The sequence below is a fragment of the Streptococcus mitis genome (genome assembly GCF_002096815.1).
Classification (GTDB): domain Bacteria; phylum Bacillota; class Bacilli; order Lactobacillales; family Streptococcaceae; genus Streptococcus; species Streptococcus mitis_AD.
Map to the genome: position 1 here is coordinate 39,586 of NZ_NCVJ01000015.1, position 12,243 is coordinate 51,828.

Genomic DNA, 12,243 nt, shown 5'->3' on the forward strand with positions numbered 1-12,243 from the left:
AGAGAAGAGAAAGGGGAACAATGGAGAAAATCAGTTTAGAATCTCCTAAGACGGGGTCGGACCTAGTTTTGGAAACACTTCGTGATTTAGGAATTGATACCATCTTTGGTTATCCTGGTGGTGCGGTCTTGCCTTTTTATGATGCGATATATAATTTTAAAGGCATTCGCCACATTCTAGGGCGCCATGAGCAAGGTTGTTTGCATGAAGCTGAAGGTTATGCCAAATCAACTGGAAAGTTGGGTGTTGCCGTCGTCACTAGCGGACCAGGAGCAACAAATGCCATTACAGGGATTGCGGATGCCATGAGCGATAGCGTTCCCCTTTTGGTCTTTACAGGTCAGGTTGCGCGAGCAGGGATTGGGAAAGATGCTTTTCAGGAGGCAGACATCGTGGGAATTACCATGCCAATCACTAAGTACAATTACCAAGTTCGTGAGACAGCTGATATCCCTCGTATTATTACGGAAGCTGTTCATATCGCAACTACAGGCCGTCCAGGGCCAGTCGTCATTGACCTACCTAAAGACGTATCTGCTTTAGAAACAGACTTCATTTATTCACCAGAAGTGAACCTACCAAGCTATCAACCGACTCTTGAGCCGAATGATATGCAAATCAAGAAAATTTTGAAGCAATTGTCCAAGGCTAAAAAACCAGTCTTGTTAGCTGGTGGGGGGATTAGTTATGCTGAAGCAGCTGCAGAATTAAATGAATTTGCAGAACGCTATCAAATCCCGGTGGTAACCAGTCTTTTGGGACAAGGAACGATTGCAACGAGTCATCCACTCTTCCTTGGAATGGGAGGCATGCACGGGTCATTTGCAGCTAATATTGCCATGACGGAAGCGGACTTTATGATTAGTATTGGTTGTCGTTTCGATGACCGCTTGACGGGGAATCCTAAGACCTTCGCTAAGAATGCTAAGGTTGCTCATATTGATATTGACCCAGCCGAGATTGGCAAGATTATCAGTGCAGATATTCCTGTAGTTGGAGATGCTAAGAAAGCTTTGCAAATGTTGCTGGCTGAACCGACAGTTCATAACAATACTGAGAAATGGATTGAGAAAGTCACTAAAGACAAGAACCGCGTTCGTTCTTACGATAAGAAAGAGCGTGTAGTTCAACCGCAAGCTGTTATTGAACGAATTGGTGAATTAACTAACGGAGATGCTATTGTGGTAACAGACGTTGGTCAACACCAAATGTGGACAGCTCAGTATTATCCCTACCAAAATGAACGTCAGTTAGTGACTTCAGGTGGTTTGGGAACGATGGGATTTGGAATTCCAGCAGCAATCGGAGCTAAAATTGCTAATCCAGATAAGGAAGTAGTCTTGTTTGTTGGGGATGGCGGTTTCCAAATGACTAACCAGGAATTGGCTATTTTGAACATTTACAAGGTGCCAATCAAGGTGGTTATGCTGAACAACCACTCGCTTGGAATGGTTCGCCAGTGGCAGGAATCCTTCTATGAAGGTAGAACATCTGAGTCGGTCTTTGATACTCTTCCTGATTTTCAATTGATGGCACAAGCTTATGGAATTAAAAACTATAAGTTTGACAATCCTGAGACCTTGGCCCAAGACCTTGAAGTCATCACTGAGGATGTTCCTATGCTAATCGAGGTAGATATTTCTCGTAAGGAACAGGTGTTACCAATGGTACCAGCTGGTAAGAGTAATCATGAGATGTTGGGGGTGAAGTTCCATGCGTAGAATGTTAACAGCAAAACTACAGAATCGATCAGGAGTCCTCAATCGCTTTACAGGTGTCCTATCTCGTCGTCAGGTTAATATCGAAAGCATCTCTGTTGGAGCAACAGAAGATCCGAATGTATCTCGTATCACCGTTATTATTGATGTAGCTTCACATGATGAGGTGGAGCAAATTATCAAACAGCTCAATCGTCAAATTGATGTGATTCGCATTCGAGATATTACAGACAAGCCTCATTTGGAGCGCGAGGTAATTTTGGTTAAGATGTCAGCGCCAGCTGAGAAGCGAGCTGAGATTCTAGCGATTATTCAACCTTTCCGTGCAACAGTTGTAGACGTAGCACCAAGCTCGATTACCATTCAGATGACAGGAAATGCTGAAAAGAGTGAAGCTCTGTTGCGAGTCATTCGACCATACGGTATTCGCAATATTGCTCGAACTGGTGCAACTGGATTTACCCGCGATTAATACTCTTCGAAAATCTCTTCAAATCACGTCAGCTTTGCCTTGCCGTACTCAAGTACAGCCTGCGGCTAGCTTCCTAGTTTGCTCTTTGATTTTCATTGAGTATAAAAATATTTTAAATTTGTTAAACCAGCCTAAAAGGCAATAAATAATAGAAAAGAGAGAAAAACTATGGCAGTTCAAATGGAATATGAAAAAGATGTTAAAGTAGCAGCACTTGACGGTAAAAAAATCGCCGTTATCGGTTATGGTTCACAAGGACATGCGCATGCTCAAAACTTGCGTGACTCAGGTCGTGATGTCATCATCGGTGTACGTCCAGGTAAATCTTTTGACAAAGCAAAAGAAGATGGATTTGACACTTACACAGTAGCAGAAGCAACTAAATTGGCTGACGTTATCATGATTTTGGCACCAGACGAAATCCAACAAGAATTGTACGAAGCAGAAATCGCTCCAAACTTGGAAGCTGGAAACGCAGTTGGATTTGCTCATGGTTTCAACATTCACTTTGAATTTATCAAAGTTCCTGCAGATGTAGATGTCTTCATGTGTGCTCCTAAAGGACCAGGACACTTGGTACGCCGTACTTACGAAGAAGGATTTGGTGTTCCAGCTCTTTACGCAGTTTACCAAGATGCAACAGGAAATGCTAAAAACATTGCTATGGACTGGTGTAAAGGTGTTGGAGCTGCACGTGTAGGTCTTCTTGAAACAACATACAAAGAAGAAACTGAAGAAGATTTGTTTGGTGAACAAGCTGTACTTTGTGGTGGTTTGACTGCCCTTATCGAAGCAGGTTTTGAAGTCTTGACAGAAGCAGGATACGCTCCAGAATTGGCTTACTTTGAAGTTCTTCACGAAATGAAATTGATCGTTGACTTGATCTACGAAGGTGGATTCAAGAAAATGCGTCAATCTATTTCAAACACTGCTGAATACGGTGACTATGTATCAGGCCCACGTGTGATTACTGAGCAAGTTAAAGAAAACATGAAAGCTGTCTTGGCAGACATCCAAAATGGTAAATTTGCAAATGACTTTGTAAATGACTATAAAGCTGGACGTCCAAAATTGACTGCTTACCGTGAACAAGCAGCTAACCTTGAAATTGAAAAAGTTGGTGCAGAATTGCGTAAAGCAATGCCATTCGTTGGTAAAAACGACGATGATGCATTCAAAATCTATAACTAATTGATAGAAATTAAGGTGAAGGCGAGTTGGGGGACTAACTCGCTTTTATAATCAATTCATCTCTTTTTAAAAGATGGATTACGATAAGTTTGAAATAGTCTAGGAGAAATTGATGTTAAGTTCAAAAGATATCATCAAGGCTCATAAAGTCTTGAACGGTGTGGTTGTGAATACCCCACTGGATTACGACCATTATTTATCGGAGAAGTATGGTGCTAAGATTTATTTGAAAAAGGAAAATGCTCAACGTGTTCGTTCTTTTAAGATCCGTGGTGCCTATTATGCCATTTCGCAGCTCAGCAAGGAAGAGCGTGAGCGTGGGGTAGTCTGTGCCTCTGCGGGAAATCATGCGCAGGGAGTAGCCTATACTTGTAATGAAATGAAAATTCCTGCTACTATTTTTATGCCCATTACTACTCCGCAACAAAAAATTGGACAAGTTCGCTTTTTTGGTGGGGATTTTGTAACCATTAAACTAGTTGGGGATACCTTTGATGCCTCAGCCAAAGCAGCTCAAGAATTTACAGTTTCTGAAAATCGTACCTTTATTGATCCCTTTGATGATGCCCATGTTCAAGCGGGTCAAGGGACAGTTGCTTATGAGATTTTAGAAGAAGCTCGAAAAGAATCAATTGATTTTGATGCTGTCTTAGTTCCTGTTGGAGGTGGTGGTCTCATTGCTGGGGTTTCTACCTATATCAAGGAAACAAGTCCAGAAATTGAAGTCATCGGAGTAGAGGCTAATGGGGCACGTTCCATGAAGGCAGCCTTTGAAGCTGGTGGGCCTGTCAAACTCACAGAAATTGACAAATTTGCGGATGGGATTGCTGTGCAAAAGGTAGGTCAGTTGACCTATGAAGCAACTCGTCAACATGTTCAAACCTTAGTAGGTGTCGATGAGGGATTGATTTCTGAAACCTTGATTGACCTCTACTCTAAGCAAGGGATTGTCGCAGAACCTGCTGGAGCTGCTAGTATCGCCTCTCTAGAGGTGTTGGCTGAATATATCAAGGGGAAAACCATTTGTTGTATCATTTCTGGAGGAAATAATGATATCAACCGTATGCCGGAAATGGAAGAGCGTGCCTTGATTTATGATGGGATCAAGCATTACTTTGTGGTTAATTTTCCACAGCGTCCGGGGGCTTTGCGTGAGTTTGTAAATGATATCTTGGGGCCAAATGATGATATCACACGTTTTGAGTATATCAAACGAGCTAGCAAGGGGACAGGCCCAGTATTGATTGGGATTGCCTTGGCAGATAAGCATGATTATGCAGGCTTGATTCGTCGAATGGAAGGTTTTGATCCAGCTTATATTAACTTAAATGGTAACGAAACGCTCTATAATATGCTTGTCTGAGGACTAATAAAAAAATATCATATTATTTGCACAATTGATGTATAGGTGCTATAATGAAGATGAAGAAAGGGGGCGATTCCTATGGACTTAGGAAATCGATTACGCTATTTCTATCATAACTCATTATAGTACCTATGTTTTTTTGATTCAGTTTATAGTAAGGGAGTAAAATTACTTGTTATATGTTAGGAGTTTTTTGAAATCTACTATTTTATATATAGCTAATCTGAAATTTAGCTAAATATAATAGGGATTAGAAAAAATAATCAATACTAATGAGATGCCTTATTATACTGAGATTACTGAGAAGAGTGATGGAATATTCGTAAGATGAAAACAGTAAAAAAATGAAGCATAGAATACTACGGTTTCCTAGCTATTTGTATTTTAATGGGTAGGAGAAATAAAAAGTAAACTTGATAAAGTAAATAACTGGTACAGTTGACCAAATGATTGAATGCTGGTGCAGACATGAAAAAGTCTAAAAGGAGAAAAATACTCGTTAGAAATGGTTTAGAGCAGAAGATTATTTTGTCAAATTTTTTTGTTTTACAGTGGAATAAATAATATGAAATAAGATTAGAATATGTCTAGATTATCGAGAATCAGCATCTGTCAAATACGAATATTATTACATAAATAAGATTTAATAATACAGTTATTTTAAAGAACTATAAAAATTGTTTTCGACAATGAAAAACCTACATATTATCAGCTTTAATAAGATAGTAAGTAAAAATAAGGGCGTTTATTTTATTGAATATATGTTTTTTTATTGACAAAAAGCATAAAAGCGTATACAATTAGATATCGTAAATAAGAAAATAGGAGAAAGACATGGCTAAGTCAAACTTTGAAAAAGTAGAATCAGTTGTTGGCTGGGTTCGTGATAAGAAAATCACAGGCTACCGTATCTCTAAAGAAACGAATGCGCGTGAAATGTCTATCATTGCTCTAGCTCAGGGGCGTGCAAAAGTTAAAAATATTTCGTTTGAAACGGCTCTAGGTTTAATTGATTTCTATGATAAAAATCATGAAAAATTTGAAGATTAATCTTTGGATAATGGTGGATTCTTGAATAGGGTCTGCCTTTTCATTTTTTGGCTAGTAAAAAGACTGCACGGTTGATGCAGCCTTTTCTTTTTATTTGAGATAGCGTTGAAGGAATTCTTTTGTACGGTCTTCTTTAGGATTGGTGAAGAGGTCTTCTGGTTTGCCTTCTTCAGCAATCACACCCTTATCCATAAAGATAACACGGTGAGAGACGTCACGGGCGAATTCCATTTCGTGGGTTACGACAATCATAGTCAAGCCTTCCTGAGCCAGATCTTGCATGATTTTGAGGACTTCTCCAACCATTTCTGGATCGAGAGCTGATGTTGGTTCATCAAAGAGAATGGCGTCCGGATTCATTGAAAGGGCACGAGCGATGGCTACACGTTGTTTTTGACCACCTGAGAGTTGTTTTGGTTTGGCTTGCCAGTAGCGTTCTCCCATGCCGACCTTTTCTAGGTTTTCTTTGGCAATCTTTTCAGCTTCTGTACGTTCGCGTTTAAGGACAGTTGTCTGAGCGACAATTGTGTTTTCAAGTACGTTAAGATTTTCAAAGAGGTTAAAGGATTGGAAAACCATTCCCAACTTTTCACGGTATTGTGTGAGGTCATAGCCTTTTTCGAGAACGTTTTGTCCATGATAAAGGATTTGTCCATCAGTTGGAGTTTCAAGTAGGTTAATGGAGCGTAGGAAGGTTGATTTTCCGCTTCCAGAGCTTCCGATGATAGAGATAACTTCACCCTTGTGAACAGTTAGAGAAATGTCTTTTAGCACTTCGTTTTGTCCATAGGATTTTTTGAGGTGTTTAATTTCAAGGATTGCTTGTGTCATTATTTCAAATCCTCCGTTTGCATTTGGTTAGCACCTGTAGTATAGGTATCCATGTCCATTTGGCGCTCGATGAAGCGTAGGATACGTGTTACGGTGAAGGTGAGGACAAAGTAAATCACGGCGATGATTGTAAATGTCTGGAAGTATTGATAGGTCTGAGTTGCCACGGTATTTCCTGAGAAATAAAGCTCAACAACAGAAATAACGTTCAATACAGATGTATCTTTGATATTGATGACAAATTCATTACCAGTTGCTGGTAGGATGTTACGGACTACTTGAGGTAGGACAATCTTACGCATGGTTTGGTTATGAGTCATACCAAGAGCAGTAGCGGCTTCAAATTGTCCCTTGTCAACTGCTAGGATACCACCACGGACGATTTCAGTCATGTAGGCACCGGTGTTGATCGAAACGATAAAGATAGCAGCCAGTGTGCGGTCAAGGTTGATACCGAAAGCTTGAGCAGTTCCGTAGTAGATAACCATTGATTGAACGATCATTGGGGTACCACGGAAAATTTCAATGTAGACATTGAGAATCCAGCCGACTAGTTTTTGTAAGCCATAAATGGCCTTATTCTCAGATAGAGGAGCAGTACGGAAGACACCAATGGCAAGTCCAATAATGAGACCTGTGATGGTTCCGACGATAGAGATTAAAAGAGTGACACCAGCACCACGCAAGAGTTGTTGCCAGTTTTCAGAAAGAATTTTAGCGACTTGACTAAAGAAACTACTGCTAGTCTCTTCAGTTGTTGTAGCTTCGGCAGGTTGTTCCTTGATCATACGATCCATCAAGGCAACTTGATCGTCTTTTGAAATGGTTTCAATGCTGGCATTGATTTGGCTAATACGGTTGTCATCTTTACGAAGTCCGATGGCGATAGCTGTATCTTCTTCCCCAGTTTTGAAACCTGGTTCTACTTGGACCATCTTGAACTTAGAGTTCGCAGCTTCAGCAGTCAGTGCTTCTGGGCGTTCAGAAACATAAGCATCGATGACACCAGCCTCAAGAGCTTGGCGCATTTGAGCGAAGTCTCCCATGGCAGTTTCTTTTTTAGCACCTGGGATTTGACCAATCAAGTCATAAAGATAGACACCTTGTTGAGAAGTGATTTTTGCACCGTTAAAGTCATCCAAAGATTTTGCGTTTGCATAAGTAGAATCTTTTTTGACAAGCAAAACTGGTTCGCTAGTGTAGTAACTGCTTGAAAATGCAATTTCTTGTTTGCGTTCGGCAGTAGGACTCATACCAGCGATAATCATGTCAATCTTACCAGAAGTAAGGGCAGGAACTAGGCCTTCCCACTTGGTTTTAACAACCAAAGGTTCTTTACCTAAGTCCTTAGCGATTTTCTTGGCGATTTGAACATCGTATCCGTTAGCATACTGGTTAGTCCCATCGATTTTGACAGCCCCATTGCTATCATCATCCTGAGTCCAGTTAAAGGGAGCATATGCTGCTTCCATCCCGATGCGTAAATATTCATCGGCTTGGGCAACATTGACAAGTCCCAGCATCAGCAAGAGACTTGTGAAAATAGATAAGTATATTTTTCTCATGATTTCTCCTATTTCTAATCTATTAAAAAATAACTGTCTCCTATTTTATCGAAAAAAACTCTATTTTTCAATACAGGTAAGCCCTTACTTGAGAAAAAATGATATAATGATAGCAAAGATAAAAAGGGGGCTTAGTTGATGAAAAAAACTTTTTTCTTGCTGTTATTTTGTTTGTTTTGTATGTTTCCACTCTCGGTTTTTGCCATTGATTTTAAGATAAACTCTTATCAAGGAGATTTGTATATTCATGCAGACAATACGGCAGAATTTAGACAGAAGATAGTTTACCAGTTTGAGGAGGACTTTAAGGGGCAAATCGTGGGACTTGGACGTGCTGGCAAGATGCCTAGCGGATTTGAGATAGATCCTCAACCAAAGGTTCAGGCCTCGAAAAACGGTGCTGAACTGACAGACGTTACTAGCGAAGTGACAGAAGAGGCGAATGGTTATACTGTGAAAGTCTACAATTCAGGTCAAGAAGGCGACACAGTTGAAGTTGACCTCGTTTGGAACTTAAAGAATTTACTTTTCCTTTATGATGACATCGCTGAATTAAATTGGCAACCTCTGACAGATAGTTCAGGAGCTATTGGAAAGTTTGAATTTCATGTAAGGGGAGACAAGGGGGCTGAAAAACTCTTTTTCCATACAGGGAAACTTTTTAGAGAGGGAACGGTTGAAAAGAGTAACCTTGATTATACTATCCGTTTAGACAATCTTCCGCCTAAGCGGGGAGTTGAATTGCATGCCTACTGGCCTCGAACTGATTTTGCTAGCGCTAGGGATCAGGGATTGAAAGGAAATCGTTTAGAAGAGTTTAATAAGATAGAAGACTCGATTTTTAAAGAAAAAGAGCAAAGTAAACAACTCGTTACTTGGGTCTTCCCTTCGATACTTTCTATCTCCTTGTTATTGAGTGTCTGCTTCTATTTTATTTATAGAAGAAAGACCACTTCTTCAGTCAAATATGCCAAAAATCATCGTCTCTATGAACCACCAATGGAATTAGAGCCTATGGTTTTATCAGAGGCGGTTTACTCGACCTCCTTGGAGGAAGTGAGTCCCTTGGTCAAGGGAGCTGGAAAATTCACCTTTGACCAACTTATTCAAGCTACCTTGCTAGATGTGATAGACCGTGGAAATGTCTCTATCATTTCAGAAGGAGATGCAGTTGGTTTGAGGCTAGTAAAAGAAGATGGTTTGTCCAGTTTTGAGAAAGATTGTCTAAATCTGGCTTTTTCAGGCAAAAAAGAAGAAACTCTTTCCAATTTGTTTGCGGATTACAAGGTATCTGATAGTCTTTATCGTAGAGCAAAAGTCTCTGATGAAAAACGGATTCAAGCAAGAGGGCTTCAACTCAAATCTTCTTTTGAAGAAGTATTGAAAGAGATGCAAGAAGGAGTGAGAAGTCGAGTCACCTTCTGGGGACTTCCGGATTATTATCGTCCCTTGACTGGTGGAGAAAAGGTCTTGCAAGTGGGGATGGGACTCTCTACTGTCCTGCCTCTATTTATCGGATTTGGTTTGTTCTTGTACAGTTTGGATGTTCATGCTTATTTATACCTCCCCTTGCCAATACTTGGTTTTCTAGGTTTAGTTTTGGCTGTTTTCTATTATTGGAAGCTTCGGCTAGATAATCGCGATGGTGTCTTAAATGAAGCAGGGGCAGAAGTATATTATCTCTGGACCAGTTTTGAAAATATGTTGCGTGAGATTGCACGGTTGGATCAGGCTGAATTGGAAAGTATTGTGGTATGGAATCGCCTCTTGGTATATGCGACCTTATTTGGCTATGCGGACAAGGTCAGCCATTTGATGAAGGTTCATCATATCCAAGTGGAAAATCCAGATATCAATCTATATGTAGCTTATGGTTGGAATAGTATGTTTTATCATTCAAGCGCGCAAATGAGCCATTATGCTAGTGTCGCAAATACAGCAAGTACCTACTCTGTATCTTCTGGAAGTGGAAGTTCTGGCGGTGGCTTCTCTGGAGGCGGAGGTGGCGGCAGTATCGGTGCCTTTTAAAGAGAGCTAAAATATGCTATAATGGAAGATAGAAAAAGGAGTAATCTATGTATCTTATTGAAATTTTAAAATCTATCTTCTTCGGTATTGTTGAAGGAATTACGGAATGGTTGCCGATTTCCAGTACAGGTCACTTGATTTTAGCAGAGGAGTTTATCCAATACCAAAATCAGAATGAATCTTTTATGTCCATGTTTAATGTCGTGATTCAGCTTGGTGCGATTTTGGCGGTTATGGTGATTTACTTTAATAAGCTCAATCCCTTTAAACCGGGTAAAGACAAGCAGGAAGTTCGTCGAACTTGGCAACTGTGGTCTAAAGTTCTTGTAGCTACTTTACCTTTGCTTGCTGTATTTAAGTTTGATGATTGGTTTGATACTCACTTCCATAATATGGTTTCAGTTGCTCTCATGCTGATTATCTATGGGATTGCCTTTATCTATTTGGAAAAGCGCAATAAAGCTCGTGCTATCGAGCCAAGTGTAACAGAGTTGGATAAGCTTCCTTATACGACAGCCTTCTATATCGGCCTCTTCCAAGTTCTTGCCCTTTTACCGGGAACCAGTCGTTCTGGGGCAACGATTGTCGGTGGTTTGTTGAATGGAACGAGTCGTTCTGTTGTGACAGAATTTACCTTCTATTTAGGGATTCCTGTTATGTTTGGAGCCAGTGCCTTAAAGATTTTCAAATTTGTGAAAGCAGGACAACTCTTGGACTTTGGGCAATTGTTCTTGCTCTTGGTTGCGATGGGAGTAGCTTTTGCAGTCAGCATGGTGGCTATTCGCTTTTTGACCAGCTATGTGAAAAAACACGATTTTACCCTTTTTGGTAAATACCGCATCGTGCTTGGTAGTGTTTTGCTACTTTACAGTTTTGTCCGTTTATTTGTATAAGAAAAACCTTGAAGGGTCAACTCTTCAAGGTTTTAAAATCCAGTCACGGTAATCCCTAGCAGGCGGACACCTCTTTCTTTCTCGCTTAATTCTTCATAGAGTTGTAGGGCTATTTGGCTTATCTGACTAGCATCCTGTGTTTTTTGAGCTAGACTTTTTCGTTTAGTGAGAGTTGAAAAGTCCTCGTAGCGGATTTTTAAAATGACAATTTTTCCGGCTTTTTCTTGTTGATGTAGATTGAGAGCGACTCTTTCTGATAGGAGAGTCAGCTCTTTTTTGATGTCTTCCTCAGCACGGAGAATCTTCCCATAGGTTTTCTCCTTACCGATTGACTTACGGATGCGATTGGATTTGACTGGGGAATTGTGGATGCCACGAGCCTTTCGATAAAGGTCATAACCCAGTCTACCAAAACGGTCTATCAGAGTCACTTCAGGAACTTCAAGTAGGTCAGCGCCAGTAAAAATCCCCATTTGATGAAGACGTTCTACTGTCTTCTTTCCTACTCCATGAAACTTGGAAATATCCATTTGTTTGAGAAAGTTCTCAGCTTGCTCAGGTAGAATCACTGTCAGACCATGTGGTTTTTGATAATCACTGGCCATTTTAGCTAAGAATTTGTTATAAGAAACGCCAGCAGAAGCAGTTAGATGGAGTTCTTGCCAGATATCCTCTTGAATGAGGCGAGCGATTTTGACCGCTGACTTGATACCGAGTTTATTCTCTGTCACATCCAAATAGGCTTCGTCAATGCTCATAGGCTCAATCAAATCTGTATAGCGCTTAAAAATAGCTCGAATCTGGAGTCCCACAGCCTTGTATTTCTCATAATTTCCTGAGATGAAGACGGCTTGGGGACAACGCTCATAGGCTTCCTTTGAGCTCATGGCTGAATGGACACCAAAAACTCGTGCCTCATAGCTACAGGTAGAAACGACTCCCCGTCCACCTGTTTGCCGAGGGTCGCTTCCGATAATGACAGGTTTTCCTCTGAGTTTAGGATTATCTCTGATTTCCACCGCAGCAAAAAAGGCATCCATGTCAATATGGATGATTTTTCTTGACAAATCATTTAACAAAGGAAAAATCAACATGCCTAGCCCCTTTTTACTGCTTATTTTCTTTTATT

At 40.4% G+C, this 12,243-nt stretch carries 10 protein-coding genes; 7 read left to right on the plus strand and 3 right to left on the minus strand.

Translation table 11 applies throughout. The annotated features are described in order from the left end of the window. The first annotated feature begins 20 nt into the window (after nucleotides 1–20). The 5 genes from B7696_RS00515 to B7696_RS00535 all read left to right on the plus strand — a co-directional run bounded on the left by B7696_RS00515 (nucleotide 21) and on the right by B7696_RS00535 (nucleotide 5,797). Nucleotides 21–1,721: an acetolactate synthase large subunit gene (locus B7696_RS00515; protein WP_000411735.1), complete on the plus strand. Its 1,701-nt coding sequence runs from the start codon at nucleotides 21–23 to the stop codon at nucleotides 1,719–1,721. Then, nucleotides 1,714–2,190 (plus strand): acetolactate synthase small subunit, encoded by a 477-nt coding sequence (gene ilvN, locus B7696_RS00520; RefSeq protein WP_020902727.1) that lies wholly within the window; start codon nucleotides 1,714–1,716, stop codon nucleotides 2,188–2,190. Before B7696_RS00515 ends, ilvN begins: the two co-directional genes overlap by 8 nt. Nucleotides 2,191–2,358: 168 nt before the next feature. Next, nucleotides 2,359–3,381 carry a ketol-acid reductoisomerase gene (gene ilvC, locus B7696_RS00525; RefSeq protein ID WP_000290683.1) on the plus strand — a complete coding sequence of 341 codons (1,023 nt, stop codon included), beginning with the start codon at nucleotides 2,359–2,361 and terminating at the stop codon, nucleotides 3,379–3,381. A gap of 112 nt (nucleotides 3,382–3,493) precedes the next feature. Next, complete coding sequence (gene ilvA, locus B7696_RS00530) at nucleotides 3,494–4,744, plus strand: threonine ammonia-lyase IlvA (RefSeq protein ID WP_033685561.1); 1,251 nt, start codon at nucleotides 3,494–3,496, stop codon at nucleotides 4,742–4,744. Nucleotides 4,745–5,581: 837 nt separating this feature from the next. Further along, nucleotides 5,582–5,797: a capsule biosynthesis transcriptional regulator gene (locus tag B7696_RS00535; protein ID WP_001130035.1), complete on the plus strand. Its 216-nt coding sequence runs from the start codon at nucleotides 5,582–5,584 to the stop codon at nucleotides 5,795–5,797. Nucleotides 5,798–5,887: 90 nt separating this feature from the next. Here B7696_RS00535 and B7696_RS00540 read toward each other — a convergent pair whose 3' ends face one another. Both B7696_RS00540 and B7696_RS00545 read right to left on the minus strand, forming a co-directional pair. Further along, nucleotides 5,888–6,628, minus strand: a complete 741-nt coding sequence (locus tag B7696_RS00540; RefSeq protein ID WP_000189477.1) for an amino acid ABC transporter ATP-binding protein — start codon at nucleotides 6,626–6,628, stop codon at nucleotides 5,888–5,890. Next, nucleotides 6,628–8,193: an ABC transporter substrate-binding protein/permease gene (locus B7696_RS00545; protein ID WP_084861565.1), complete on the minus strand. Its 1,566-nt coding sequence runs from the start codon at nucleotides 8,191–8,193 to the stop codon at nucleotides 6,628–6,630. The genes B7696_RS00540 and B7696_RS00545 overlap by 1 nt, the downstream gene beginning before the upstream one ends. Before the next feature lie 138 nt (nucleotides 8,194–8,331). Between B7696_RS00545 and B7696_RS00550 the strand changes: the two genes are divergently transcribed. Together B7696_RS00550 and B7696_RS00555 are read left to right on the plus strand one after the other, a co-directional pair. Further along, a complete protein-coding gene (locus B7696_RS00550; RefSeq protein ID WP_084861567.1) occupies nucleotides 8,332–10,221 on the plus strand; it encodes a DUF2207 domain-containing protein in 1,890 nt (629 codons plus the stop codon). Nucleotides 10,222–10,268: 47 nt separating this feature from the next. Beyond that, a complete protein-coding gene (locus B7696_RS00555) occupies nucleotides 10,269–11,114 on the plus strand; it encodes an undecaprenyl-diphosphate phosphatase (RefSeq protein WP_084861569.1) in 846 nt (281 codons plus the stop codon). A gap of 32 nt (nucleotides 11,115–11,146) precedes the next feature. Here B7696_RS00555 and dinB read toward each other — a convergent pair whose 3' ends face one another. After that, complete coding sequence (dinB, locus tag B7696_RS00560; protein WP_084861571.1) at nucleotides 11,147–12,208, minus strand: DNA polymerase IV; 1,062 nt, start codon at nucleotides 12,206–12,208, stop codon at nucleotides 11,147–11,149. Nucleotides 12,209–12,243: the final 35 nt, after the last annotated feature.